This is a genomic window from Pseudomonas sp. BYT-1, from assembly GCF_023611805.1.
GTDB classification, from domain to species: domain Bacteria; phylum Pseudomonadota; class Gammaproteobacteria; order Pseudomonadales; family Pseudomonadaceae; genus Aquipseudomonas; species Aquipseudomonas guariconensis.
In genome coordinates this window covers 216,146-240,457 of the sequence record NZ_CP072559.1, presented here as the reverse complement: position 1 = coordinate 240,457, position 24,312 = coordinate 216,146, and the positions used below count along the sequence as shown (strand labels likewise).

At 63.1% G+C, this 24,312-nt stretch carries 24 protein-coding genes, 1 other RNA gene and 1 pseudogene; 9 read left to right on the top strand and 17 right to left on the bottom strand.

Going from position 1 to position 24,312, the window contains the following annotated elements:
- Positions 1 to 114: 114 nt before the first annotated feature.
- The 4 genes from J5X93_RS01145 to J5X93_RS01130 all read left to right on the top strand — a co-directional run bounded on the left by J5X93_RS01145 (position 115) and on the right by J5X93_RS01130 (position 1,525).
- Complete coding sequence (locus J5X93_RS01145; RefSeq protein ID WP_043212148.1) at positions 115 to 324, top strand: TIGR02449 family protein; 210 nt, start codon at positions 115 to 117, stop codon at positions 322 to 324.
- Positions 321 to 638, top strand: coding sequence for a cell division protein ZapA (locus J5X93_RS01140; RefSeq protein ID WP_043212146.1), 318 nt, complete (start codon positions 321 to 323; stop codon positions 636 to 638). The genes J5X93_RS01145 and J5X93_RS01140 overlap by 4 nt, the downstream gene beginning before the upstream one ends.
- A gap of 17 nt (positions 639 to 655) precedes the next feature.
- A non-coding RNA gene (ssrS, locus tag J5X93_RS01135) (6S RNA) lies at positions 656 to 835 on the top strand.
- An 81-nt stretch (positions 836 to 916) separates the two neighbouring features.
- A complete protein-coding gene (locus J5X93_RS01130; RefSeq protein WP_102081397.1) occupies positions 917 to 1,525 on the top strand; it encodes a 5-formyltetrahydrofolate cyclo-ligase in 609 nt (202 codons plus the stop codon).
- An 18-nt stretch (positions 1,526 to 1,543) separates the two neighbouring features.
- On the opposite strand, the gene J5X93_RS01125 is transcribed toward J5X93_RS01130, so the two are convergent.
- On the bottom strand, positions 1,544 to 1,693 hold the full coding sequence (locus J5X93_RS01125) for a hypothetical protein (RefSeq protein WP_167358061.1): 150 nt from the start codon (positions 1,691 to 1,693) through the stop codon (positions 1,544 to 1,546).
- 177 nt (positions 1,694 to 1,870) lie between these two features.
- Between J5X93_RS01125 and J5X93_RS01120 the strand changes: the two genes are divergently transcribed.
- Positions 1,871 to 2,323, top strand: a complete 453-nt coding sequence (locus J5X93_RS01120; protein ID WP_250034282.1) for an EVE domain-containing protein — start codon at positions 1,871 to 1,873, stop codon at positions 2,321 to 2,323.
- 69 nt (positions 2,324 to 2,392) lie between these two features.
- Here the strand turns inward: J5X93_RS01120 and J5X93_RS01115 are convergent, their stop codons facing one another.
- Positions 2,393 to 2,797 (bottom strand): flagellar basal body-associated protein FliL, encoded by a 405-nt coding sequence (locus J5X93_RS01115; RefSeq protein WP_043212140.1) that lies wholly within the window; start codon positions 2,795 to 2,797, stop codon positions 2,393 to 2,395.
- A gap of 157 nt (positions 2,798 to 2,954) precedes the next feature.
- Between J5X93_RS01115 and J5X93_RS01110 the strand changes: the two genes are divergently transcribed.
- Positions 2,955 to 3,932, top strand: coding sequence for an NADPH:quinone oxidoreductase family protein (locus J5X93_RS01110; protein ID WP_090343480.1), 978 nt, complete (start codon positions 2,955 to 2,957; stop codon positions 3,930 to 3,932).
- 76 nt (positions 3,933 to 4,008) lie between these two features.
- Here the strand turns inward: J5X93_RS01110 and J5X93_RS01105 are convergent, their stop codons facing one another.
- From J5X93_RS01105 to trxA, 5 genes are all read right to left on the bottom strand, one after another.
- The gene (locus tag J5X93_RS01105; RefSeq protein WP_043212177.1) at positions 4,009 to 4,659 is read right to left on the bottom strand and encodes a gamma-glutamylcyclotransferase; all 651 of its coding nucleotides are present in this window, start codon (positions 4,657 to 4,659) and stop codon (positions 4,009 to 4,011) included.
- Between the two features lie 278 nt (positions 4,660 to 4,937).
- Positions 4,938 to 5,906, bottom strand: a complete 969-nt coding sequence (locus J5X93_RS01100; protein WP_043212136.1) for a CDP-6-deoxy-delta-3,4-glucoseen reductase — start codon at positions 5,904 to 5,906, stop codon at positions 4,938 to 4,940.
- Positions 5,906 to 7,372 (bottom strand): 4-hydroxy-3-polyprenylbenzoate decarboxylase, encoded by a 1,467-nt coding sequence (gene ubiD / locus J5X93_RS01095; RefSeq protein WP_070093669.1) that lies wholly within the window; start codon positions 7,370 to 7,372, stop codon positions 5,906 to 5,908. Before ubiD ends, J5X93_RS01100 begins: the two co-directional genes overlap by 1 nt.
- 205 nt (positions 7,373 to 7,577) lie before the next feature.
- Positions 7,578 to 8,837 (bottom strand): transcription termination factor Rho, encoded by a 1,260-nt coding sequence (rho, locus tag J5X93_RS01090; protein WP_043212134.1) that lies wholly within the window; start codon positions 8,835 to 8,837, stop codon positions 7,578 to 7,580.
- A gap of 327 nt (positions 8,838 to 9,164) precedes the next feature.
- Positions 9,165 to 9,491: a thioredoxin TrxA gene (trxA, locus tag J5X93_RS01085; protein WP_012274768.1), complete on the bottom strand. Its 327-nt coding sequence runs from the start codon at positions 9,489 to 9,491 to the stop codon at positions 9,165 to 9,167.
- Between the two features lie 247 nt (positions 9,492 to 9,738).
- Between trxA and ppx the strand changes: the two genes are divergently transcribed.
- Positions 9,739 to 11,241 carry an exopolyphosphatase gene (gene ppx, locus J5X93_RS01080; RefSeq protein ID WP_043212175.1) on the top strand — a complete coding sequence of 501 codons (1,503 nt, stop codon included), beginning with the start codon at positions 9,739 to 9,741 and terminating at the stop codon, positions 11,239 to 11,241.
- On the opposite strand, the gene ppk1 is transcribed toward ppx, so the two are convergent.
- Positions 11,228 to 13,453 carry a polyphosphate kinase 1 gene (gene ppk1, locus J5X93_RS01075; protein ID WP_043212132.1) on the bottom strand — a complete coding sequence of 742 codons (2,226 nt, stop codon included), beginning with the start codon at positions 13,451 to 13,453 and terminating at the stop codon, positions 11,228 to 11,230. The two genes, ppx and ppk1, sit on opposite strands and share 14 nt — an antisense overlap.
- Positions 13,450 to 13,674, bottom strand: coding sequence for a hypothetical protein (locus J5X93_RS01070; protein ID WP_043212130.1), 225 nt, complete (start codon positions 13,672 to 13,674; stop codon positions 13,450 to 13,452). The genes ppk1 and J5X93_RS01070 overlap by 4 nt, the downstream gene beginning before the upstream one ends.
- A gap of 208 nt (positions 13,675 to 13,882) precedes the next feature.
- Here J5X93_RS01070 and J5X93_RS01065 point away from each other — a divergent pair, with 208 nt between their 5' ends.
- On the top strand, positions 13,883 to 14,527 hold the full coding sequence (locus tag J5X93_RS01065; protein ID WP_167358062.1) for a DedA family protein: 645 nt from the start codon (positions 13,883 to 13,885) through the stop codon (positions 14,525 to 14,527).
- 501 nt (positions 14,528 to 15,028) lie between these two features.
- Here J5X93_RS01065 and J5X93_RS01060 read toward each other — a convergent pair.
- Positions 15,029 to 15,655, bottom strand: a pseudogene (locus J5X93_RS01060) (sterol desaturase family protein); the annotation flags it as partial.
- Between the two features lie 113 nt (positions 15,656 to 15,768).
- On the opposite strand from J5X93_RS01060, the gene elbB reads away from it, so the two are divergent.
- Positions 15,769 to 16,434: an isoprenoid biosynthesis glyoxalase ElbB gene (gene elbB / locus J5X93_RS01055; RefSeq protein WP_043212126.1), complete on the top strand. Its 666-nt coding sequence runs from the start codon at positions 15,769 to 15,771 to the stop codon at positions 16,432 to 16,434.
- 53 nt (positions 16,435 to 16,487) lie between these two features.
- Here elbB and J5X93_RS01050 read toward each other — a convergent pair whose 3' ends face one another.
- The 7 genes from J5X93_RS01050 to J5X93_RS01020 all read right to left on the bottom strand — a co-directional run bounded on the left by J5X93_RS01050 (position 16,488) and on the right by J5X93_RS01020 (position 24,148).
- Complete coding sequence (locus J5X93_RS01050; RefSeq protein WP_070571798.1) at positions 16,488 to 16,940, bottom strand: YaiI/YqxD family protein; 453 nt, start codon at positions 16,938 to 16,940, stop codon at positions 16,488 to 16,490.
- Between the two features lie 98 nt (positions 16,941 to 17,038).
- A complete protein-coding gene (locus tag J5X93_RS01045; protein ID WP_250034281.1) occupies positions 17,039 to 18,982 on the bottom strand; it encodes a cytochrome c/FTR1 family iron permease in 1,944 nt (647 codons plus the stop codon).
- Positions 18,983 to 19,109: 127 nt separating this feature from the next.
- The gene (locus J5X93_RS01040) at positions 19,110 to 20,531 is read right to left on the bottom strand and encodes an efflux transporter outer membrane subunit (RefSeq protein WP_182942126.1); all 1,422 of its coding nucleotides are present in this window, start codon (positions 20,529 to 20,531) and stop codon (positions 19,110 to 19,112) included.
- Positions 20,528 to 21,403, bottom strand: a complete 876-nt coding sequence (locus J5X93_RS01035; protein WP_043212120.1) for an efflux RND transporter periplasmic adaptor subunit — start codon at positions 21,401 to 21,403, stop codon at positions 20,528 to 20,530. Before J5X93_RS01035 ends, J5X93_RS01040 begins: the two co-directional genes overlap by 4 nt.
- Entirely contained in the window at positions 21,400 to 21,612 is a 213-nt protein-coding gene (locus tag J5X93_RS01030) for a DUF1656 domain-containing protein (RefSeq protein WP_043212118.1), read from the bottom strand. Before J5X93_RS01030 ends, J5X93_RS01035 begins: the two co-directional genes overlap by 4 nt.
- Positions 21,609 to 23,699, bottom strand: coding sequence for an FUSC family protein (locus tag J5X93_RS01025; protein WP_090343495.1), 2,091 nt, complete (start codon positions 23,697 to 23,699; stop codon positions 21,609 to 21,611). Before J5X93_RS01025 ends, J5X93_RS01030 begins: the two co-directional genes overlap by 4 nt.
- Positions 23,696 to 24,148, bottom strand: a complete 453-nt coding sequence (locus J5X93_RS01020; protein WP_043212113.1) for a MarR family winged helix-turn-helix transcriptional regulator — start codon at positions 24,146 to 24,148, stop codon at positions 23,696 to 23,698. The genes J5X93_RS01025 and J5X93_RS01020 overlap by 4 nt, the downstream gene beginning before the upstream one ends.
- Positions 24,149 to 24,312: the final 164 nt, after the last annotated feature.

Sequence of the window (24,312 nt, the reverse complement as noted above, 5' to 3'; positions counted from 1 at the left end):
GACCTTGTATCCTAGCACCGGCAGGCGCGCCAAGACCATCCGCACTGGCTGTACCGCCCCCGGAAGAGGCATGATCGCCAGGCAGTCAACGAGGGAGCGAATCGAGTGCAACCCATGCCAGAGAACGACTTGCAAGCGCTGATGAGCCGATTCGAGTTGCTGATCGAGCGAGTCGAGCAACTAAAACGGCAAAATGCACTCCTACTAGCGCAGGAAAAATCCTGGCGCGAGGAGCGCGCCCACCTCATCGAAAAGAACGAGATCGCAAGGCGAAAGGTCGAGTCGATGATTTTACGCCTCAAGGCCCTGGAGCAAGACTCATGAGTTCAAGCAATAGCGTCACCGTCCAGATCCTCGACAAGGAATACTCGATCATCTGCCCGCCGGAAGAGCGCAACAACCTGGTCAGCGCCGCCCGCTACCTGGATGGCAAGATGCGCGAGATCCGCAGCAGCGGCAAGGTGATCGGTGCGGACCGCATCGCGGTCATGGCAGCCCTGAACATCACCCACGAACTGCTGCACCGTCAGGAGCGTCCGGATGTTGCCGCCAGCGGCACCACACGCGAGCAAGTGCGCGACCTGCTCGAGCGGGTCGACCAGGCGCTGTCCGACGACGCGGATACCAAAATCGGCTGAGCTTGGTATACTGGCGCCACTCCCTGGGGGATGCGCCAGTCGGTTATGTCCCTGAGCCGATACGCACAACCACGGGGGTTGCACGCTGGGGCCGGTGTGCATGTCCGCCCGACGGAAAGCCTTAACGCCCCCTGCAATCTCCACCTTGAACTTTCGGGTTCAAGGGCTACACCGATAGCGGTCTTGTCGGGGAGCCTGAATTCTTTCTTGCCCGCCTGCCCTGGCGGGCAAATCGTCCGGTCGCCACGGCGTCCGGCACATCTGGGAACGCCTGTGCCATGACCGACACCGCGCCGCTCACCCGCCCCCAATTGCGCCGTCTGCTTCGCAATGCCCGCCGCGCACTGACGCCCGCCCAACAACGCCAAGCCTCCCTCGGCCTGTACCGCCAGCTGGCCCAGCATCCGTTGTTCCGCCGCGCCCGGCACATCGCCCTGTATCTGCCCAACGATGGCGAGATCGATCCGCGCCTGTTGCTGCGCGAGGCCCAACGACGCGGCAAGCGTGTCTACCTGCCGGTACTGCATGCCTGGCCGCGCACGCGCATGGTTTTCCAGCGTTTCGAGCACGGCGAAAAGCTGCGCCCCAACCGCTTCCGCATTCCTGAACCTGTGGTCGAACGCAAGCGCCAACGGCCGATCTGGTCATTGGACCTGATCCTGCTGCCATTGGTGGGATTCGACGAGGTGGGGGGGCGCCTGGGCATGGGAGGCGGCTTCTATGACCGCAGCCTGGCTTACCAGGCGCGCCGCAAGACGTGGAAGAAACCGCTGCTGCTGGGGCTGGCCCATGAGTGCCAGAAAGTGGAGCGGCTAGCTCAGGCCAGTTGGGATGTTCCGCTCAAGGGAACGGTCTCGGACCGAGGCTGGTACCTGGCGCCGGCTTGAACGGCGCCTGCGGACAGATCAGCGCTGCGGCTGGGCTGGATCTACCGGCATCTGGTAGGCGGCGTCCACCTTGCGCTCAAGGAAACTCTGCGCATAACCGGTGGTGACGACACCCAGGCCAAAGATAAAGACCAGGATCCAGAGCAGGTCCGGTTTGCGTTGGTTCATTGATGATTGCCCCCCTAGGCAAACAGTCAGGCTCGGCAACCTTCTTGGTGCTGCCGGAGCGTCAAGCTTAAAATCGGCGCATTTTCCGACAACCTGAGTCGACACGCAAACGTTGACGCCAACCGACTGTCGGTTAAATGCGTCAGGTTATTTCAAACTTTTTCAGGAGCCTCACCCATGGCCTATTGGCTGATGAAATCCGAGCCAGACGAGCTCTCCATCGAAGCCCTGGCAGGTCTCGGACAGGCGCGCTGGGACGGGGTGCGCAACTATCAGGCCCGTAATTTCCTGCGCGCCATGAGCGTGGGCGACGAATTCTTCTTTTACCACTCCAGCTGCCCACAGCCGGGCATTGCCGGTATCGCGCGCATCACTGCCTCGGCCTATCCCGACCCGACCGCGCTCGACCCCGAGAGCCATTACTACGACGCCAAGGCCACTGCCGAGAAGAACCCCTGGAGCGCCGTGGACGTTGCCCATGTGAAGACCTTTCGCCAGGTGCTGGGCCTCGGGCTGCTCAAGCAGCAGGCCGCCCTCGACGAACTGCCGTTGGTGCAAAAAGGCAGCCGCTTGTCGGTAATGCCGGTCACGGCCGAACAGTGGACAGCGATTTTGGCGCTGACGACCTGACACACTGGTAAACCCGGCCCCGCAGGCCCGTAAGCCTTGCGGGAACGGGTCCACCGGTGAAAAGCGCGTTTATTGCACGATCAGGTTATTGAACAACAAGTCCTCGACGATCGGCTTGCCTTCCTCGGCTTCCATCACCTGCTGAACCTGCTTGAGCGCTTCCTGGCGCAGCTTTTCCTTGGCCTCGACATTGCTCATGTTGTCCACACCCTGCTGGGTGAACAGTGCCACCAGCTGGTTGCGAATCAGCGGTTCATGGTGCTTGACCGCGGTGGCCGCGGCATCACCGGTCACGCGCAGGGCAACGTCGGCCTTGTACACACGCAGCTTGGGGCTGCCGTCGAGGGCATAGTTGCCGACGAAAGGTGGACTTAGGCTGATGTAGGCCACCTTGGGCTCTCCTTCCTTGGCTTCCTCGGCCAGGGCCGCCGCTGGCAACAACAAGGCCAGCATCATCAAGATCCACGCTTTCACGAATTCGCTCCTCAATACAGTTGGCGCCAGCTTACCCAGCACATCGCTCAAACCCAAGCCCGGGCTTATGCCGCCCCATCAGGGCGGGGCATGCTCGTTGACCCGTCCTGTGCCCCTCCTACACTTATCGGCCAACGCACGCAAAGGAATAGCCCCGATGAAAGCAGTGTTGTGCAAAACCCTCGGCCCTGCGCAAAACCTGGTGCTGGAGGAGGTGGCAAGCCCGGTACCGAAGAAGAACGAGCTTCTGCTGGAGGTTCATGCCGCCGGCGTCAACTTTCCTGATACCTTGATCATCGAGGGCAAGTACCAGTTCCAGCCACCGCTGCCGTTCTCCCCTGGGGGTGAAGCGGCCGGCGTGGTAGCGGCGGTCGGGGATAAGGCCGGCGCCTTCGCGGTCGGCGACCGGGTCATGGCACTGACCGGCTGGGGCAGCTTCGCCGAGCAGGTCGCCGTGCCCTTCTATAACGTGCTGCCGATTCCCGCGTCGATGGACTTCGCCACCGCTGCAGCGTTCGGCATGACTTATGGCACCTCGATGCATGCTCTGCGCCAGCGCGGCCAGCTCAAGGCCGGCGAAACCCTATTGGTGCTCGGTGCATCCGGCGGCGTGGGCTTGGCCGCCGTGGAGATCGGCAAAGCCATGGGCGCCCGGGTGATCGCCGCAGCCAGCAGCGCCGAGAAGCTCGCCGTCGCCAAGGCTGCCGGAGCCGATGAGCTGATCGACTACAGCCAGGCCAGCCTGAAGGATGAAATCAAGCGCCTGACCGGGGGCCAGGGCGTCGATGTGGTCTACGACCCGGTGGGTGGCGAACTGTTCGAGCAGGCCGTACGCGGTCTGGCCTGGAACGGTCGACTACTGGTGGTGGGCTTTGCCAGCGGGACCATCCCCCAGTTACCCGTGAACCTGGCATTGCTCAAGGGCGCCGCAGTGCTGGGCGTGTTCTGGGGCGCTTTCGCCCAGCGCCAGCCCGAGGACAACGCAGCCAACTTCCGCCAGTTGTTCGTCTGGCATGCCGAGGGCAAGCTCAAACCGCTGGTGTCGCAGACCTATGCGCTGGCAGAAGCCGGTGCAGCCATCGAGCGATTGGCGCAGCGCAAGGCTGTGGGCAAGTTGGTGGTGCTGACCAAATAGGGGGGCTGGGCGAGGCCTGCCCACGGACGGCAAGCCCCCCGAGAGTCGCAAGCACTTGATGGGGAACGGGCGTTTCTTACACCTCGCGCAGGTTATGGCACCTGCGAAACCGCGCTTCCAAATTGCGATCGGGCATCTGGTGGCTGCGCAAGGCGTTGAGCGTCTGTTCGACATAGTCCCGGGTACTGCCATAGCGCCCTTTGGCACTGGCCAGAATCTGACTGAGCAACGCGTCCGGCAGATTGCCGGCATAGCACGGCAGATGCCGCTCCAGCACAAAACCCAGGGCCTGCACCTTGCTGCCGTCGCTCAACCGGCAGTTGAGCCAGTGCGGCCGGTACGCCGGGTACGGCATCTCGCGTTGCCACAGGGCCATCAGCGAGTCATCCAGGTTGTTCTCGTCCAGGCGATAGGCAAAACCGCTGCACGAGCCACCACGGTCCAGGCCGAACACGAGCCCCGGGCAATCGGGCGTGCCACGATGCTCGTGGGACCATAGATACAGGCCCCTGTGGTACCCATGCACGCGCGCCCGCTGGCGCTCGACCGAATTGCATTCCGGCCGCCAGATCAGCGAACCATAGGCGAACAACCACACCGGTCCACCTTCGTGACGCGACATGGTCAGTTTCATGGAGTGATGCAACTGCTCTTCGGTCAACTGCTGACCGAAATCCAGCGAAGGAGGATAAGTCACCTGCCACGACGAACTTTCAAGTGTCGACATCATGCTGCCGCCATTATTCCCCGTAAACTACCGAAGGCTGTCACTGTAAAAGCCGTGACGCCTCGCTGGAATTACCGTACGGCAGAAAGTGTCCGGAACTCAAGTCAAAAGTATTGCGTGAGCCCAGTATTCATCTGCCTTTGCGGATAACAGACAGGTATTGTTCCGAGTATAGTGAAAGTTATTAACCGCGGCGGCAACAATGAGCGCCTTATAATACGAATGGCACACTTCGGTTATTAAAAACGGCACACCTTTGCGGTGTGCCGTGTGCTGTTTCAGGCCCGCGGTGCGTAGGCGAAAACATCGGCGCGCATGCGATGCGCATCCATACCGGCCTCGACCAACGCATCCAGAGTCGCGTAGACCATGGTGGGCGAACCACTGGCATAGACATGCACCTGATTCAAGTCAGCGATATCTTCGCAGACCGCTTCATGCAACAGCCCACAGCGTCCTTCCCAACCGCACAGATCACTCACCACCTTGTGCAGAAAAAGATTCGGCAACTGCTCCCATTCGGACCAATGCTCGATCTGGTAGAAGTCCTCGGGTCGACGCACGCCCCAATACAGGTGAACCGGATGCTTGAAGCCTTGGGCGCGGCAATGCTCGATCAGACTGTGCATCTGGCCCATGCCGGTACCGGCGGCGATCAATACCAGCGGCCCGTCCGGCAATTCGGCCAGGTGCGCGTCGCCAAACGGCAGTTCGATACGTGCCACGCCGTCGCGCTGCAACTGGCTGATCAGTTGCCGGGCGCTGTTTTCACGCGCCAGCACATGCAGCTCCAGGTCACGACCGCCATGGGGGGCCGATGCCAGGGAGAAGGCCGCCTTGTCGGCTCCCTCACGTTCGATCATCAGATATTGTCCGGCGTGATAGCGCGGCGCCTTGCCGGCGGGGGCGCGCAGGCGCACGCGCCAGACGTCGCCACCAACCTCGACGCACTCACTCAAGGTGCAGGCCAGCTTGCGCACCGGCAACTCACCCAGGGCCAGCACACCATCCCAGAGCACCACGCAGTCCTCCAGCGGCTCGGCGATGCAGGTGAACAGCTCGCCATGATCGCGAACTTCACCTTCTTGGCGCACCCGCCCTTCTACCAGCAGCGCGGCGCAAACGTGGCAATTGCCGTTGCGGCAGCTGTTGGGGCAGTCATAACCCAGACGCCGGGCCGCATCCAGAATCCGTTCTCCGGGCTCGACGGCCAGTACCGCTCCGGACGGCTGCAACGTTACCTGCATCAATCTATTCCCAACTGATCCCACAGCTCATCGATACGGCGGGTGACGGCCTCGTCCTTGACGATGGCACGCCCCCATTCGCGTGTAGTCTCGCCCGGCCACTTGTGCGTGGCATCCAGGCCCATCTTCGACCCCAGGCCCGATACCGGCGACGCGAAGTCGAGGTAGTCGATCGGCGTGTTGTCGATCATCACCGTATCACGCTTGGGGTCCATGCGCGTGGTGATGGCCCAGATCACGTCGTTCCAGTCACGGGCGTTGATGTCATCGTCGGTGACAATAACGAACTTGGTGTACATGAACTGTCGCAGGAACGACCACACACCCAGCATCACGCGCTTGGCGTGCCCTGGATACTGCTTTTTCATGGTCACCACCGCCATCCGGTACGAGCAACCTTCCGGCGGCAGATAGAAATCGACGATCTCCGGGAACTGCTTCTGCAGGATCGGCACGAACACTTCGTTCAGCGCCACGCCCAGGATCGCCGGCTCATCCGGCGGACGGCCAGTGTAGGTGCTGTGGTAGATCGGCTTTTGCCGGTGGGTGATGCGCTCGACGGTGAAGACCGGGAAGCTGTCCACCTCGTTGTAGTAACCGGTGTGGTCGCCATACGGCCCTTCCGGGGCCATTTCACCTGGGTGGATCACCCCTTCGAGAATGATCTCGGCAGTGGCCGGCACCTGCAGGTCGCTGCCACGGCATTTGACCAGCTCGGTGCGATTGCCGCGCAACAGGCCTGCGAAGGCGTATTCGGAGAGCGTGTCCGGCACGGGGGTCACGGCACCGAGGATGGTCGCCGGATCCGCCCCCAAGGCAACGGCCACGGGGAATGGCTGCCCGGGGTGCTTCTCGCACCATTCACGGTAGTCCAGCGCACCGCCACGGTGGCTCAGCCAACGCATGATGACCTTGTTGCGGCCGATCAGCTGCTGGCGGTAGATACCGAGATTCTGGCGATCCTTGTTGGGGCCGCGGGTGACGGTCAGGCCCCAAGTGATCAGTGGCGCCACATCGCCCGGCCAGCAGTGCTGGATCGGAAGCTGGGTGAGGTCGACGTCCTCGCCCTCGACCACGACTTCTTGGCACACCGCGTCCTTGACGACCTTCGGCGCCATGGACACGACTTTCTTGAAGATCGGCAGCTTGGACCAGGCGTCCTTGAGCCCTTTCGGCGGCTCGGGCTCCTTGAGGAAGGCCAGCAGCTTACCGATTTCACGCAGCTCATCGACCGACTCGGCGCCCATGCCCATGGCCACGCGCTCCGGCGTACCGAACAGGTTACCCAGCACAGGCATGTCGAAGCCGGTGGGCTTTTCGAACAGCAGCGCCGGGCCCTTGGCGCGCAGGGTGCGGTCGCAGACTTCGGTCATTTCCAGGATGGGGGAGATCGGAACCTGGATGCGCTTGAGTTCACCGCGCTGTTCCAGGCCACGGATGAAGTCGCGCAAGTCGCGATACTGCATGCAGAAGCCTCGTGTTGGCCGTATCGATCGGGGTTGCAGAGTGTAGCGCCGTTCAAGGCTTTGTTGGGGGCAAAAATGACTTGGGGCCGCTTCGCAGCCCTTCGCATGTAAACCTGCTTCCACCAGAATCGCACGAAACCTGTGGAAGCGGATTTACCCGCGAAGGGGCACGAGGCGGCCCCAATTACATCCTGATCTACAGCGCTTACTTGCGCTTCATCGACAGGAAGAACTCGTCGTTGGTCTTGGTCTGCTTGAGCTTGTCGACCAAGAATTCGATGGCGGCAACTTCATCCATCGGGTGCAGCAGCTTGCGCAGGATCCACATGCGCTGCAGTTCGTCGTCGGCGGTCAGCAGCTCTTCGCGGCGGGTACCGGACTTGTTGATGTTGATGGCCGGGAATACGCGCTTCTCGGCAATGCGACGGTCCAGCGGCAGCTCCATGTTGCCGGTGCCCTTGAACTCTTCGTAGATCACTTCGTCCATCTTCGAGCCGGTTTCGACCAGCGCGGTGGCGATGATGGTCAGCGAACCACCTTCCTCGATGTTACGCGCCGCACCGAAGAAGCGCTTTGGCTTTTCCAGGGCGTGGGCGTCGACACCACCGGTCAGGACCTTGCCGGAGCTCGGAATGACGGTGTTGTAGGCACGGGCCAGACGGGTGATGGAGTCGAGCAGGATGACCACGTCTTTCTTGTGCTCGACCAGGCGCTTGGCCTTCTCGATGACCATCTCGGCAACCTGCACGTGACGGGTCGGCGGCTCGTCGAAGGTCGAGGCGACCACTTCGCCGCGTACGGTGCGCTGCATCTCGGTCACTTCTTCCGGGCGCTCGTCGATCAGCAGGACGATCAGGTGGCACTCGGGGTTGTTGCGGGTGATATTGGCCGCGATGTTCTGCAGCATGATGGTCTTGCCCGCTTTCGGCGGAGCGACGATCAGGCCACGCTGGCCTTTACCGATCGGTGCGCACAGGTCGATGACACGGCCAGTGAGGTCTTCGGTAGAGCCGTTGCCGGCTTCCATCTTCAGGCGCTCGTTCGGGAACAGCGGCGTCAGGTTCTCGAACAGGATCTTGTTCTTCGCGTTTTCCGGGCGGTCGAAGTTGATGGTGTCGACTTTCAGCAGGGCGAAGTAACGCTCCCCTTCCTTCGGCGGACGGATCTTGCCGACGATGGTGTCACCAGTGCGCAGGTTGAAGCGACGGATCTGGCTGGGCGAGACGTAGATATCGTCAGGGCCGGCCAGGTAGGAGGCATCCGCCGAACGCAGGAAACCGAAACCATCCTGGAGAATCTCCAGCACGCCGTCACCCGAGATCTCTTCGCCGCTTTTCGCATGCTTCTTCAGCAGGGCGAAAATCACGTCCTGTTTGCGCGAACGGGCCATGTTTTCGATGCCCATCTGTTCGGCCATTTCCAAAAGATCGGTAATCGGCTTTTGCTTGAGTTCAGTCAGGTTCATAAGGGGAGTGACGTAATCATGTAAGAAGGGAGAATTAAGCGTTGGCTTAATGAGGCCGCGCCGCTAGATGGCGACAGGATCGCGTACTGATTCGAATTAGGGATGCTTCGGCGACGGCGTGCAGAGGGCACTGGAGAAACAGTGCGAGGCCGAATGTAACACTTGCTTTTTTCGACGTCTAGGGGTTTTGACTGGGTAAATCGCGCCTCGTGGGAACCGGTTTACCTGTGAAGGCAGCCGTGGCTTCACCCTCGAATTCGCGGGCAATCCTGCACTCACAAGCGCTTGGGCCCAGAAAAAAGCCCCGCATGTGCGGGGCTTTTCACATCACAGGTGGGCGTCGAGGAACGCGGCCAGCTGGGACTTGGACAGGGCGCCAACCTTGGTCGCTTCGACGTTGCCGTTCTTGAACAGCATCAGGGTCGGGATACCACGCACGCCATGCTTGGCAGGGGTTTCCTGGTTTTCGTCGATATTCAGCTTGGCGACGGTCAGCTTGCCTTCGTAGGTAGCCGCGATGTCGTCCAGGACCGGAGCGATCATCTTGCATGGGCCGCACCATTCAGCCCAGTAGTCGACCAGCACCGGGCCTTGAGCCTGCAGTACGTCGGCTTCGAAGCTGGCGTCGGTGACGTGTTTGATTTTGTCGCTCATGGAAATCTCCAAGGTCGTAAGCAATAAAAAACGTTGCCCATCATAGCTGCACCTACGTCCTACAGGAAGTCGCGCACGATTGAGTGTAACTATAGTTGTGCAAGACGCCACGAATCGAAACTGTCACATCACTGTCATAGCATCGAGTGGCACATTGCCCTGCATCAATCCCGACAATTGTCATGCGTTGGCGCAAGCCATGGATCATGGCAGGATTGGCGGGTTATCGACCGAGAACATCGAGATCATGCCGCATACCACCGCGAAGAACCTGTCTCTGATCGCCGCCATCGACCTTGGCTCCAACAGTTTCCACATGGTCGTGGCCAAGGCCCACCACAGTGAAATCCGCATTCTCGAGCGGCTCGGGGAAAAAGTGCAGCTGGCCGCCGGCATCAGTGAAGAGCGTCAGTTGAGCGAAGAAGCCATGCAGCGGGGCCTCGAATGCCTCAAGCGCTTCTCGCAACTGATCAACGGCATGCCCCAGGGCGCCGTTCGCATCGTCGGCACCAACGCCCTGCGCGAAGCACGCAACCGCAACGAATTCATCCTGCGCGCCGAAGCCATTCTCGGCCATCCGGTCGAGGTCATCTCCGGCCGCGAGGAAGCGCGCCTGATCTACCTGGGCGTCTCCCACACGCTGGCCGATACCCCGGGCAAGCGTCTGGTCGCCGACATCGGCGGCGGCAGCACCGAGTTCATCATCGGCCAGCGCTTCGAGCCGCTGCTGCGCGAGAGCCTGCAGATGGGCTGCGTCAGCTTCACCCAACGATATTTCCGCGACGGCAAGATCACCCCCGCACGCTACGCCCAGGCTTATACCGCCGCACGCCTGGAGTTGATGAGCATCGAGAACGCCCTGCATCGCCTGACTTGGGACGAAGCCATCGGCTCGTCTGGCACCATCCGTGCCATTGGCGCGGCGATCAAGGCCAACGGCATGGGCAGTGGCGAGGTCAACGCCGAAGGCCTGGCGGCGCTCAAGCGCAAATTGTTCAAGCTCGGCGAGGTCGACAAAATCGATTTCGAAGGCGTCAAGCCGGATCGTCGCGCGATTTTCCCGGCAGGCCTGGCGATTCTCGAGGCGATCTTCGACGCCCTCGAACTGCAACGCATGGACCATTGTGACGGCGCCCTGCGCGAAGGCGTACTGTACGACCTGCTAGGCCGTCACCATCACGAGGACGTTCGTGAGCGCACCCTGAATTCGCTGATGGAGCGCTACCACGTCGACCAAGGCCAAGCGGCACGTGTCGAACGCAAGGCGCTGCATGCGTTCGACCAAGTGGCCAAGGCCTGGGGCCTGGAAGAAGGCAACTGGCGGGACCTGCTGAGCTGGGCGGCCAAAGTGCACGAAGTCGGGTTGGATATCGCCCATTACCACTACCACAAGCATGGCGCCTACCTGATCGAACACTCCGATCTGGCTGGTTTCTCCCGCGAGGACCAGCAGATGCTGGCCCTGCTGGTTCGTGGCCACCGCCGTAACATTCCCAAGGACAAGTTCGCGGAGTTCGGCGATGAAGGCGTGCAGTTGATCCGTCTGTGCGTGCTGCTGCGCTTCGCCATCCTGTTCCACCACATCCGCGGTACACAGCAGATGCCGAAGGTGGAGCTCAAGGCAGGCGAGGACAACCTGGAAGTGGTATTCCCGCAGGGCTGGCTGGAAGAAAACCAGCTGACCCAGGCCGACTTCGCCAACGAGGCGCAGTGGCTGGCCCGGGTCAACTTCATCCTCAGCGTACGTTGAGAACCGGATTGCTCAGGCGCTCGAGCAGGGCGGCCTGGGCATTGCGCGGGTTCTGGTTGCCGGTCGGCGTGCTGCGCACGTAGCGGCCGTCCGGCTGCAGGATCCATGCGTGGGTATTGTCGGTGAGGTAACCCTCGAGCTCCTTCTTGACCCGCAGCACCAGCTTTTTACCTTCCACCGGGAAGCAGGTCTCGACGCGCTTGTCGAGGTTGCGCTCCATCCAATCGGCGCTGGACAGGAACATCTGCTCCTCGCCGCCATTGAGGAAGTAGAACACCCGCGTGTGCTCCAGGAAGCGACCGATGATCGAGCGCACCTGGATATTGTGTGAAACCCCCGGAATCCCTGGGCGCAGGCAGCACATACCGCGGACCACCAGATCGATGCGCACGCCCGACTGACTGGCCTTGTACAAGGCTTTGATGACCTTGGCATCGGTCAGCGAGTTGAACTTGGCGATGATGTGCGCAGGCTTGCCTTCCAGTGCGAACTGGGTTTCCCGGGCAATCATGTCCAGCATGCCCTTTTTCAGGGTGAACGGCGCGTGCAGCAGCTTCTTCATACGCAGGGTCTTGCCCATGCCGATCAGCTGACTGAACAGCTTGCCGACGTCCTCGGTCAGCGCATCGTCGGACGTGAGCAGGCTGTAGTCGGTGTAGAGGCGCGCATTACCGGCGTGGTAGTTGCCCGTGCCCAAGTGGGCATAGCGCACGATCTCGCCCTGTTCACGACGCAGGATCAACATCATCTTGGCGTGGGTCTTGAAGCCGACCACGCCATAGATCACCACCGCACCCGCAGCCTGCAGACGGCTGGCCATCTGTAGGTTGGACTCTTCGTCGAAGCGCGCACGCAGCTCGATCACCGCCGTGACCTCCTTGCCGTTGCGCGCCGCATCCACCAGGGCGTCGACGATTTCGGAGTTGGCGCCGCTGCGGTACAGGGTCTGGCGCACGGCGAGCACGTGCGGATCCTTGGCGGCCTGGCGCAGCAGGTCGACCACCGGGGTGAAGGACTCGAACGGGTGCATCAGCAGCACGTCCTGCTTGCCGATCACGCTGAAGATGTTGTCGGCGTTTTGCAGGATCTTCGGAATCGCCGGGGTGAATGGGGTGTATTGCAGCTCAGGGTGGCTGTCCAGGCCGGTGATGCTGAACAGCCGGGTCAGGTTGACCGGGCCATTGACCTGGTACAGCTCGCTCTCGCTCAGGCTGAACTGCTTGAGCAGGTAGTCCGACAGGTGTTTAGGGCAATTGTCGGCCACTTCCAGGCGCACAGCGTCCCCGTAGCGGCGCGAGAAGAGTTCGCCACGCAGAGCCCGCGCCAGGTCTTCGACATCCTCGGAATCCAGCGCAAGGTCAGCGTTACGGGTCAGGCGGAACTGGTAGCAGCCCTTGACCTTCATGCCTTGGAACAGGTCATCGGCGTGGGCGTGGATCATCGAGGACAGGAACACGAAGTTGTCCCCGGCGCCACCGACGTCTTCCGGCACACGAATCACCCGCGGCAACAGGCGCGGTGCCGGGATGATGGCCAGACCCGAATCGCGGCCGAAGGCATCGACACCTTCGAGCTCGACGATGAAGTTCAGGCTTTTGTTGACCAGCAGCGGGAAGGGGTGGGTCGGGTCCAGGCCGATCGGGGTGATGATCGGCGCGATTTCGTCGCGGAAGTAACGACGTACCCAGGTCTTGAGCTTGGTCGTCCAGTGCCGGCGGCGAATGAAGCGGATCTGGTGTTTCTCCAGCTCCGGCAGCAGCACGTCGTTGAGGATCGCGTACTGGCGTTCGACCTCGCCATGGACCAGCTCGCTGATGCGCGCCAGCGCCTGGTGCGGCTGCAGGCCGTCGGCACCGGCTTGCTCGCGGGCGAAGGTGATCTGCTTCTTCAGGCCCGCCACGCGGATCTCGAAGAACTCGTCCAGGTTGCTTGAGAAGATCAACAGGAATTTCAGGCGCTCGAGCAGCGGGTAGGATTCGTCCAGCGCTTGCTCGAGCACCCGAATGTTGAACTGCAGCTGCGAAAGCTCGCGATGAATGTACAGGCTGCTGTCGTCCAGGCTCGGAATGGCGATGGCAGGCGCGGGCGCAGGCGCGACAGCTTCGGCCGCAGGCTCGGCTGCTGGTGGCAGATCCGGCGGGGTCTGCACCATTTCTTCGGGAACCGCCTGGGCATCCTTGATCGCGACAGGTGTTAGCACTTCATTGTTCATCTGACGTTCCTGGAGGGCGTGACTGCCCTCTCGACAATTGAGCGGCGCGGGCAGCGAAAAGAGGTCAGGATGCCATCGGCGCCTGCCCGTTTGAAGCGGCACCAGTCCTGCGCAGCTTCCAGCGGTACATCGAGGGAGAGGATCCTGGTGGAAAACGCATCCCGACGGTCGCTGCGCAGCCTGGTGGCAAGAGGAAGGAGGATGAACGGGGCAACGCTCACGGCAGACTCCTGGGCCCGCGCACGCGGGCTGGCGCGACAGTTATAAGCCGCCATTATGACGCTGGGATGACAGTATTGGGCAACCCTTTGACCAGAGGCCAAAGCGACCTTTCCTGTAGGAATTGTTCACGTCGAGACACATTTGGACACTTTCCCGAACGCGCGCGAAGGGGTAGGCTGCGCGTTCATTTCGCTAGCACCCCAGAAAATGCTTCAACAATTCCTGCAGGATTTCGGCTACTTTGCCCTTTTTCTCGGCACGTTTTTTGAAGGCGAGACCATCCTGGTTCTTGCGGGCTTCCTTGCGTTCCGCGGATACATGGATATCAATCTGGTGGTGCTCACAGCGTTCTTCGGCAGCTATGCCGGCGACCAGTTGTGGTACTTCATGGGCCGCCGTCACGGCCGGGCCATCCTCGCGCGCAAACCACGCTGGCAAGCCATGGGCGACCGGGCACTTGACCACATCCGCCGCCATCCGGACATCTGGGTCCTGAGTTTTCGCTTCGTCTACGGCCTGCGCACGGTCATGCCCGTGGCCATAGGTCTGTCCGGCTACCCACCCCGGCGCTACCTGTTGCTCAACGGCATCGGCGCAGCGGTCTGGGCCCTGGCCCTGGGCGCCGCGGCGTACCACTTCGGCGCCATCCTCGAAGGCATGCTGGGCAATGTGAAGAAGTACGAGCTATGGGTGCTCGGCGGCCTGCTGGCGCTCGGTGGCCTGCTCTGGTTGCGCCGCCGGTTCCGCACCCTGCGCGCCGAGCGCAAGGCAGCCGCAGCGGGTCAGACCCCAGAGACTGGCAACGCTGTATCCCAGGAGCAGGAGCCACCCCAAGGGCGTGACCGGCCCTAAGCCCATGGCACCGGCCAGGTACAGCGCCGGTGCATTCGATGTCAGTCGTGCCAGCTCCAGGCGCCTGGCCCAAGGCCGATTCTCGAGTGCAGCGCCGAGCACGAACAAACCAAACGCCATGACTGTCCAGCCCAGCACGAGGCCGGCCGTGGGCACCTGTTCGGCCACCTGCATGAGGTAGCTGCCCAAGGCAACGTAGGCTGCAAACTGCGCCACGACGTAAACCTGTGACCTTCGCCCCAACGGAATCTCGAACTTGTGAAACCGCGCCAGGTCCGGCTTGGCCTGTGGATAACGTGCCGCGACGTCAGCCGGACGCCAGCCGGTGGGCATGAACCAAATACGCAGTTTGTCCCGCAGCGAGTGGGTACGCCTGGCATCCTCCCAGAGCTGTGCATAGAACTGCAGGTTGGCCCACAGCGGATTCCAGCTGGCCAGCGGTGTGGTCACGCCGAACACCACCGGTTCACGAGGGTCCTCTTCCTGGAAGGTGCCGAACAGCCGATCCCAGAGAATGAACACGCCTGCGTAGTTGCGATCCAAGTACAGAGGGTTTTGCGCATGGTGGACGCGATGGTTGGACGGCGTGATCAGCACCCATTCGAGCCAGCCCAGCTTGGGGATGTGCCGCGTGTGCACCCAGAACTGGTAGAGCAGATTCAGCGAGGCCACGGTAACGAACACCAGCGGTGGCACGCCGATCAGCGCCAGGGGCAGGTAAAAGATCCAGGAGAAGATGAAGCCGCTGCTGGTCTGGCGCAGGGCGGTGGTGAGGTTGTACTCCTCGCTCTGGTGATGCACCGAATGGGCGGCCCAGAGAATATTGCGCTCATGTCCCAGGCGGTGCAGCCAGTAGTAGCACAAGTCGTACAGCACGAAAGCCAGCAGCCAGGTCCACCAGGCGTCCCCCGGCAGGCGCGAGAAGGCCAGATATTCCCAGGCCAGGGCGTAGCTCACCAGCCCCACGCCTTTGGTCAACAGGCCGGTGCTGGTCGACAGCACGCCCGTGCTCAGGCTGTTGATCGCATCGGCCAGCCGGTAGTTGCGCTGACCACGCACGCGGTCGGCAATCAGCTCCACGGCGATCAGCACGAAAAAGAACGGCACGGCCAGCAGAATCAGGTCCATGGACAAGCATCTCCGGGGTTATCCCCAAAGATTAGGCCTCGTGCGTGGGAAACCCTATGGCGACATCTGCCAAACTAGAGGACATTTAGCGCCTCGACACTGGAGTAATGAGCATGACGAAAAAAGTTGCGGTGATACTTTCCGGCTGTGGCGTCTACGACGGCGCCGAGATCCACGAAAGCGTGATCACGCTGCTGCGCCTCGATCAGCGCGGCGCCCAGGTGCAGTGCTTCGCGCCCAACATCGCCCAGATGCATGTGATCGATCACCTCACTGGCCAGCCCATGCCTGAATCGCGCAACGTGCTGGTGGAGTCGGCGCGCATCGCTCGCGGCCAGATCAAGGACATCCGCGAAGCCAGGGCCGAGGACTTCGACGCACTGATCGTCCCGGGTGGCTTCGGCGCGGCGAAGAACCTGTCCAACTTTGCCGTCGAGGGCGCCAACTGCACCGTCAATCCGGACGTGCTGGCACTGGCCGAAGCGTTCGCCGAGGCGGGTAAGCCGGTGGGTCTGATCTGCATTTCCCCGGCGCTGGCGGCGAAGATCTACGGCCCGGGCGTGGTCTGCACCATCGGTACCGACGCCGATACCAGCGCGGCGGTGGTGAAGATGGGCGGTACCCACGAGGAGTGCGATGTGCACGACATCGTCGAGGACACCCAACGCAAGTTAGTGACCACACCCGCCTACATGCTGGCCACGTCCATCAGCGAGGCGGCCAGCGGTATCTACAAGCTGGTGGATCGAGTGCTGGAGCTGACCCACGAGAACGATTGACCAGCTCCGCCCCCAAGCAGTCGGATACCCATCCAACCCTTGGGGGCTGTTCGTCACACCTTCGACAGCCGGGTGAGAATCCGGTCCAGGGCATTGGCGAATGCCTGCTTCTCCCGCTCGCCATAAGGCGCCTGCCCTCCCCCGACCTGCCCTTGCTCGCGTAGCTCGGTGAACAGGTTGCGCACCGCCAGGCGCTCGCCCATGTTGCGCTCATCGAACTCACGCCCACGTGGGTCGAGGGCGGACACACCCTTCTTGATCAGGCGATCGGCCAACGGCACGTCGCTGCAGATCACCAGCTCGCCCGGCACGGCGTTTTCCACCAGATAGTCATCGGCCGCGTCCATGCCGCTGGGCACCACGATCAGCCGAACACAGGCAAACGCCGGCTTGATCTGGGCCTGGCCGGCCACCAGCACCACCTCGAACTTGCGCTTGAGGGCGAACTTGACGATCAGGTCCTTGGCCGCCTTGGGACAGGCGTCGGCATCGATCCATACACGCATTGCAGGTGTTTCCTCGAAATCGTTGGGGAGGGCTTGACCCTCCAATCGCGGCCCAAGGCCGCTCCCACAGGTTCACAGTATGCCTGCGGGAGCGGCTTTCAGCTCGCCGCGATCCGGCGCTTCTCGGCCAGGCGTGACCGCCCATAGAGGAACATGATCGCCAGCAATGCCAGCGCCTGCGCGCCGAGTGAATAGGCATCGGCATGAATGCCCAGCCAGTCGAACTCGAAGAACGCCACGGGCCGCGTGCCCAACACGCCGGCTTCCTGCAGCGCCTTGATGCCATGCCCGGCGAACACGACCGACAAGACGCACAGCAAGGCCGCATTGATCGTGAAGAACAGCGACAACGGCAGTTTGGCCGAGCCACGAAGGATCACCCAGGCCAGGCCCACTAGCAGCACCAGCGCAGTAGCCCCTCCGGCCAGCACGGCGTTGTGGCCCGCTGGGCCGGCCTGCAGCCACAGGGTTTCATAGAACAGGATCACCTCGAACAACTCGCGGTACACCGAGAAGAACGCCAGTACCGCAAAGCCGAAGCGCCCACCACCGCTGACCAGGCTGCTCTTGATGTAGTCCTGCCAGGCCGCAGCGTGGCGACGGTCGTGCATCCACACGCCCAGCCACAGCACCATCACCGCGGCGAATAACGCCGTACAGCCTTCGAGCAGCTCGCGCTGAGCACCACCGACGTCGATCACGTAGGCCGCCAGGGCCCAGGTAGCGAAGCCTGCGACCAGCGCCAAGCCCCAGCCGAGATTGACGCTGCGCACTGCCGATTGCTGGCCGGTATTGCGCAAGAAGGCCAGGATCGCCGCCAGCACCAGGATGGCCTCAAGCCCTTCACGCAGCAGGATCAACAGGCCGGAAACGAAACTCAGCGACCAACTCAGCCCATCGCCGCCCAGCAGCTTGGCGGCGCCGTCGAGCTTGGCCTTGGCCTCGGCCAGGCGCTGCTCGGCCTGGGCGACCGGCAGCCCGTCCTGAAGCGATTGACGATAGGCCATCAGGGCTTTCTCAGTGTCCTTGCGTGCCAGGGTGTCGATGTTATCCAGGGAGCTTTCGACCAGCTCGAAGCCTTCGAGGTAGGCCGCTACCGAGAGGTCATAAGCCTGGTCATGGTCGCCTTCGCGGTAGGCGGCCAGGCTCTTGTCCAGGGTGCTGGCGGTGTACTCGAGCAACTGCGCAGGGCCACGCTTGACCTGCGGCGGCTGGGCACGCTGGGCGCGGAAGGCGAGCACGGCTTCGGCGCCTTCACTGGCAGCGACTTCGGCCGGGGTCTGGCGCGCCAGGTCGGCCAAGTTCCAGGTCTTGTCGCCCTTGGCGGCCTGCGGGTCGGCCGTGAGGCTCGCCACGTAGGCGGCCACATCCCAGCGCTGACGTTCATCGAGCTGGTCGGCGAACGACGGCATCTCGGTGCCTTCGATGCCCAGCGCCAGGGTGTTGTAGAGGTCGAACAGGCTCAGCTGGTCGAGGCGCGCGACACTGCGCAGGTTGGCCGGCGGCGGCTCCAACCCCAGGCCCGCCGGGCCATCGCCGGCACCGGTATCACCGTGGCAGATGGCGCAGTTCTGTGCGTACAGCGAGGCGCCACGGGCCGGATCGGGGGTGATGATCGGCGCCTGGCTGACTTCATAAGCCACCGCCAGTCGTGCGCCCAGCTGGCGGGCCTGCTTGGCGACGACTGCACCCTCCTGGCGTTGGTCGATGGCTTGACGCAGTGCCTGCACGCCCTGTTCGAGCCCGTTACGCTCAGGATTGTCCGGCAGGGCCTTGAGCACTTCGGCCAGGACGGCGCTGAACTCCTGCTGCTCGCGGTATTCACCCGCATCCACCACCTTGCCGTCGTGCACGGTCGGTGGGTAGTCGGCGCCGATGTAGTCGAGCAGGTGCAACGCCTTGGCAGCCTCGGCGGGGGATTCGGCCAGCGCCGGGGTGCTGCTCAGCGCCAGTATCGGGCCGAGCAACAAGGCGGGCAGCCAGGCGAGCAGACGGAAGGGGAGCATCATGGCCACTCTCGCGGTAAATACGAAAGAGAACATTGTTCACTTCCACTCCCTTTCGCTCAAGGCTCATGGGCGGATTTCATGAAAAATCTTGTGACAAACTGACGACACTTGCGCCGCGCCGAGGGCGTTGCCCTTGATCATGACGCTCGCGTATGGGTCCTCAAGGCTTGGCCGCCGCGCCCTGCCATCCACCGCCCAAGGCCAGGAATACCCCGATCTGCCCCATGGCCACCTGGGTATTGGCAGCAGCCAGCTGCGCGCGCACATCGGTATAAGTGCGGGTCGCCTGCAGATCGGCCAGGAACGACTCGCGTCCCACCTGGTATCGCAGGTGAGTCTGGTCCGCCGACTCCTTCGCCGAGCGCTCGGCGTCGGCCAGGGCGTCGCGGCGCTCCAGCAACGCGCTGTACTGGGCCAGGCGGGTCTGGGTTTCGCGGATGGCATTGAGTACCACGCCATCGAAATGCGCCAACGCCGCCTGGGTCGAGGCCTCGGCCATGCGGATGCGCGCCCGGGTGCCGTTGGTGGGGATCGTCCAGCTGACCTGCGGGCCGAAGCCCCAACGGTTGGTCGACGGGTCACCGAGGTTTTCAAGGATACCGATGGTGCCGACCTGGGCGCCGATGCTGATGTCCGGATACAACGCACCGGTGGCCACGCCGATGGCGGCGGTGGCGGCGGCGAGCTGACGTTCGGCCTGGCGCACGTCGGGGCGGCGCTTGAGCAGCGCAGCGCCATCGCCTACCGGAAGCAACTGGGTGATGTGTGGCAGCTCCGCGCAGTCAGCGGTACCGGCCGGCAGCTGCTCGACCGGCTTGGCCAGCAGGGCCGCCAGGGTGTAAAGGCCAGCCTCACGCTCGGCCTTGAAGCGCGGCAGCTCGGCGCGCAAGGATTTGAACTGGGTCTGCGAACGGGTGACCTGGGTTTCATCCCCGCGGCCAGCGTCGCGCAGGCGCTGGTTCAGTTGCACGCTCTGTTCCTGCAGGTCGAGGGACTCACGGGCGATGTGGTACTCCTCGTTGGCCGAGCACACCTGGGTGTAAGCCTTGACCACGTCGGCCACCAGGGTGATGCGCGCAGTATCGGCCGCGGCCTGCACCGCGTCGGCATTGGCCTTGGCGGCCTCGGTGCCACGCTTGAAGGTGCCCCACAGATCGAACTGGTAGCTGGCGCTGATGATCGCCTCGCCGATGTTGGCCACCGGCACCTTTTCCGGCAGCAGGAAAGCTTCGCCGGATTCCTGCAGCCGCTGGGCGCCGAGCTTGACCCCACCGTTGAAGCCACCCTGGGACTCGGCCACTTCCACCTGGGCACGAGCCTTGGCGATGTTGGCCGCCGCGACGCGTAGCTCGGTGTTGGCCGCCAGGGCCTGGCGCACCAGATCGTTCAAGCGCTGATCCTGGTACAGCTGCCACCAGTCGTCTGGTACCGGCGCCGAGACCACGCTGTCGGCGTCCTGGCGCAGCGGGCCGTTGAGGTCGCTGCGCTGCACGGCGGCGTCCTTGGGCACTTCGTAGTCCGGGCCGACCATCATGCAGGCGCCCAGGGACAGGCACAGCCCCGCCAGGATCAGCTGTTTCATGGCCGCTGGCCCTCGATGATCGACACCGTGGCGGTACGCCCGGCGATCATGCGGAAGTCTTCTGGCACGTCATCGAAGGCGATACGCACCGGGATCCGCTGGGCCAGGCGCACCCAGCTGAAGGCCGGGTTGACGTTGGGCAACAGGTTTGCGCCGCTGCTGCGGTCTCGATCCTCGATGCCCGCCGCCAGGCTCTGCACATGGCCTCGCAGCCGGGTGTTGTCGCCCATCACGCGGATGTCCACGGCATCGCCGATGTGGATACCGCCGAGCTTGGTCTCTTCGAAATAGCCATCGACGTGGTACGAGGCGCTGTCGACCACCGACAGCACTGGCCGCCCGGCGGTGACGAATTCATGAGCACGCGGCGCGCGGTCGTTGAGGTAGCCGTCCACTGGGCTGCGCACTACCGAACGGTCGAGGTTGAGCTGGGCCGTGTCCACCGCCACCTGGGCCTCGCTGACCGCCGAACGAGCGCGTGCCTCACGCGACTGGCTCTCCTCCAACTGCTCGGCCGCCACCAGGTTGCCCAATTTACGGTTGCGCTGCGCCTCACGGGAGGCCTGGGCCAGGGTTTCCTGACGCTCGGCCAGGGTCGCCTTGGCCTGGCGCAGGGCCAGGGTGAAGCGGTCCTGGTCGATGGTGAACAGCACGTCGCCGCGCTTGATCATCTGGTTGTCGCGCACTTCGACCTTCTGGATAAGCCCCGATACGTCCGGGGCGATCTGGATCACGTCGGCACGAATGTGCCCATCGCGCGTCCAGGGCGCGAACATGTAGTACACGACCATCTGCCAGACCAGCACGGCCGCGAAGGTCACCACCAGCAATGTCAGGACCACTCGGCCCAAGGTCAACAACGGTTTTTTCATGGCAGCATCAGGTTTCGACAAAAGTGATCCACCGCGCCAAGGAGCACGGCGTAAAGGGCAACGTTGAACAACGCCCGGTGCCAGACCAGGCGGTAGAACCCAAGGCGCACCAGCACGGCGTGCACGCCCAGGAACAACAGGTAGGTGAAGACCATCATCACCAGCAGCGTGGGCAGAAATACCCCGCTGATATCCAGATCACCGATCACAGTGGGGCTCCATCGATGCCCGGGGGCAATTGCGGTTGGTCGGCCGGTTCGAGCATCACCTCGACGCCCGGCAACAGCGCCAGACGCAGGCCGCTCAAGGCATGCAACAGGTGCACGCGGGCATCGCCTCGGTCGTTGTCGTGCGCATCCAGGGCCAGCGCCTGGCGGGCGCGCTCCATGTTGCGCAGCAATGCCGCCGGGGCGTGCAGGCGCTCTTTGGCGCGCAGGCACTGGGCATAGTGAGCGCCCACCTCATCCACCACGGTCTGCAGGCGTTCGCGTGGCGCCTGGCCGACTCGCGGCATGTACGCCAGCAAGTCCAGCAGGTTGAGGCCCACACGCAGATCACGCAGCGCCACGCCACTGTCCTGCCCGGTCTGGGCCAGGCGCGGCAGGTGCTGCATCAGGCGGTCGAGCATCTGCACGCCGACATGGCGATGCTCGGCCAGGGTCGCGGGCTGGGTCATCTCGACGATGTCCTGCCAGCTGAAGCGGGTCAGGCGCTTGGCCGCGAGCTCCACGCCAAACGGACGCAACAGCAAGGTCCAGATGAAGGCGAACAGCAAACCCACAGGGCCCGCCATGTTGGCGTTGATGAAGGTCAGGAAGTCAGCGTCGTAGGCGCCCTGGATGCTGATGAAGGTGGCGGTGTTGACGATGGTCAGCAAGGTGCCGAGGTAGAAACGCGGCTGCACGGTCAGGGTGCCGACGCAGATGAACGGCACGGCGAAGGCCAGCACCAGCATCGGGAAGTCGTGCAGGTTGGGCAGCACCAGGAACAGGTAGACGCTGGAGAAAATCACCGACATCAGCGTCCAGAAGAAGAACCGATAGATCTGTGGTGCCGGGTCATCCATGGCGGCGAAGAAACTGCACGCCACGGCGGCGAGGATCACCGCGCTGCCACCATCGTTCCAACCGAGCAGGATCCACAAGCCACTGGCGACGATGATCGCGGTGACAGTGGAAAACACCGAGTAGAGCATCAGCCCGCGGTCAAAGAACGGCGTCAGCCGGCCCAGGCGCCAGTGGCGGTACACCGCACGCCATGGCGTGGCATCATCCTTGCGCAAGGCGTGCTGCAGCGCGCAGCAGTCCTGCCAGAGGTCGATCCATTCGCTCAGTCGGTAAAGGGCGTTGGAGAGCAGCAATTGCTGGCGTTGGTCCAGTGCGGCTGCGCTGGGCTGCAGGCGCTCGAGCTGCTCGTGCAGGGCGGTCCAGCGGGCCAGCGAGGCGTCTTGGGCGGTGCCTTCCAGCCAGGTGCGGGTTTCGGCCAGCAGTGGTTGGAGCTGAGCGAACTGGGCCGGGGCGCGGCTTTGCAGCGCGATCAGCGCATCGTCCAGGGCATCGATCACCGGCAGCAGGTGGATCATCCGTCCGCGCAGCTCCCGGGCATTTTTCAGGGTATGGGGGCCGGTGCCTTCATGACCGAGCTGGCCGATCATCATCTCCAGGCTGTTGAAGGTGGCGACCATCGAGGCGCGCATGCCGGCGACCTTGTCGGCGGCGACTTCGCGGGCCAGGTAGGTGTCGCTGTAGCGAATCGCCTCGTGGAACCAGCTGTTGGCCGAGCCGAGCACCACCGGCGCCAAGCGGCGCGGCCAGAAGATCGCGCCGACCACCGCCGCGCAGACGATGCCCAGGCAGATTTCCTGGGCTCGGGAGGAGGCCACATCGAACACCGCCAGCGGATTGTCGACCACCGCCAGGGCGATCATCGGCAAGGTATAGCCGGCCAGCATCAACACATAGTTGTTGGCCGTGCGCAGGTTCAGCGACAGGAACAGCAGCGTGCCGGTCCACAAGGCAATGGCGACGCAGAGCAGCGCTGGCGACTGTACCAAAGGCGGCACCAGCAAGACCGCCCCGCCGGCACCCAGCAACGTGCCCAAGGCGCGATACAGCGCCTTGGAGCTGGTCGGCCCGACGAAGGGGCTCGAGACGATGTACACCGTGGCCATGGCCCAGTAGGGACGTGGCAATTGCATGAGCAGGGCAATGTACAGGGCGATCATCGAAGCGGCGAAGGTGCGCACGCCATAGAACCAATCGCGGGCCGGTGGGACCGAACTGAAAAAACCGTTCATGCAAGCCCGCCCGGTGCGACTTGGCTGGCGTCTTCGAAGGCTTGGATCACCCGCAAGGTGGCCTCCAGGTCGGCTTGGTCGATCCCGCGCAACACCTGTCGGCGCAGGCGCACCAGCTCTTCTTCGATCGACTCGGCCAGACGGCGGCCCTCCTTGGTCAGGCTCAGGGCCTTGGCACGGCGGTCCAGGGGATCTTCGCTGCGACATACCAGCCCGGCCTTGCACAGCTGGTCGAGCAGGCGCACCAACGACGGGCTTTCCAGGCCGGCGGCCTGGGCCACCGCGACCTGGTGCACCCCATCGCCCAGGCGCACGATCATCAGCAGTGGCACAGCGCAGGCTTCGGAGATGCCGTAGCCCGTCAGGGCCGCCTGGCAGATGCGTCGCCAGTGGCGGGCGGCCACGACCATGCCGCTGCTGATCTTCATGTGCAGTGCATCAAGCGTCATGAGAGGAACCAAGGATATTCATAGTTTGCTAACTATCAATACTACGCCTTGCCCTCCCCCTGTCGTCAACCGGGGGCGATGGATCGCCTGGATGAATTGTTGTTCATCTTGGGGACCGTCTGGCCGCTTTCAGCAGGGGCAGGTGTTCCTGCTGAAAGCGGCTG

What these genes read in the sequence shown, in the direction of transcription:
- J5X93_RS01145 (WP_043212148.1), top strand. Translation starts at nt 115, where the DNA reads ATGCCAGAGAACGACTTGCAAGCGCTGATGAGCCGATTCGAGTTGCTG.
- J5X93_RS01140 (WP_043212146.1), top strand. Translation starts at nt 321, where the DNA reads ATGAGTTCAAGCAATAGCGTCACCGTCCAGATCCTCGACAAGGAATAC.
- J5X93_RS01130 (WP_102081397.1), top strand. Translation starts at nt 917, where the DNA reads ATGACCGACACCGCGCCGCTCACCCGCCCCCAATTGCGCCGTCTGCTT.
- J5X93_RS01125 (WP_167358061.1), bottom strand. Translation starts at nt 1,693, where the DNA reads ATGAACCAACGCAAACCGGACCTGCTCTGGATCCTGGTCTTTATCTTT.
- J5X93_RS01120 (WP_250034282.1), top strand. Translation starts at nt 1,871, where the DNA reads ATGGCCTATTGGCTGATGAAATCCGAGCCAGACGAGCTCTCCATCGAA.
- J5X93_RS01110 (WP_090343480.1), top strand. Translation starts at nt 2,955, where the DNA reads ATGAAAGCAGTGTTGTGCAAAACCCTCGGCCCTGCGCAAAACCTGGTG.
- J5X93_RS01105 (WP_043212177.1), bottom strand. Translation starts at nt 4,659, where the DNA reads ATGTCGACACTTGAAAGTTCGTCGTGGCAGGTGACTTATCCTCCTTCG.
- J5X93_RS01100 (WP_043212136.1), bottom strand. Translation starts at nt 5,906, where the DNA reads ATGCAGGTAACGTTGCAGCCGTCCGGAGCGGTACTGGCCGTCGAGCCC.
- ubiD (WP_070093669.1), bottom strand. Translation starts at nt 7,372, where the DNA reads ATGCAGTATCGCGACTTGCGCGACTTCATCCGTGGCCTGGAACAGCGC.
- rho (WP_043212134.1), bottom strand. Translation starts at nt 8,837, where the DNA reads ATGAACCTGACTGAACTCAAGCAAAAGCCGATTACCGATCTTTTGGAA.
- trxA (WP_012274768.1), bottom strand. Translation starts at nt 9,491, where the DNA reads ATGAGCGACAAAATCAAACACGTCACCGACGCCAGCTTCGAAGCCGAC.
- ppx (WP_043212175.1), top strand. Translation starts at nt 9,739, where the DNA reads ATGCCGCATACCACCGCGAAGAACCTGTCTCTGATCGCCGCCATCGAC.
- ppk1 (WP_043212132.1), bottom strand. Translation starts at nt 13,453, where the DNA reads ATGAACAATGAAGTGCTAACACCTGTCGCGATCAAGGATGCCCAGGCG.
- J5X93_RS01065 (WP_167358062.1), top strand. Translation starts at nt 13,883, where the DNA reads ATGCTTCAACAATTCCTGCAGGATTTCGGCTACTTTGCCCTTTTTCTC.
- elbB (WP_043212126.1), top strand. Translation starts at nt 15,769, where the DNA reads ATGACGAAAAAAGTTGCGGTGATACTTTCCGGCTGTGGCGTCTACGAC.
- J5X93_RS01050 (WP_070571798.1), bottom strand. Translation starts at nt 16,940, where the DNA reads ATGCGTGTATGGATCGATGCCGACGCCTGTCCCAAGGCGGCCAAGGAC.
- J5X93_RS01045 (WP_250034281.1), bottom strand. Translation starts at nt 18,982, where the DNA reads ATGTTCTCTTTCGTATTTACCGCGAGAGTGGCCATGATGCTCCCCTTC.
- J5X93_RS01040 (WP_182942126.1), bottom strand. Translation starts at nt 20,531, where the DNA reads ATGAAACAGCTGATCCTGGCGGGGCTGTGCCTGTCCCTGGGCGCCTGC.
- J5X93_RS01035 (WP_043212120.1), bottom strand. Translation starts at nt 21,403, where the DNA reads ATGAAAAAACCGTTGTTGACCTTGGGCCGAGTGGTCCTGACATTGCTG.
- J5X93_RS01025 (WP_090343495.1), bottom strand. Translation starts at nt 23,699, where the DNA reads ATGAACGGTTTTTTCAGTTCGGTCCCACCGGCCCGCGATTGGTTCTAT.
- J5X93_RS01020 (WP_043212113.1), bottom strand. Translation starts at nt 24,148, where the DNA reads ATGACGCTTGATGCACTGCACATGAAGATCAGCAGCGGCATGGTCGTG.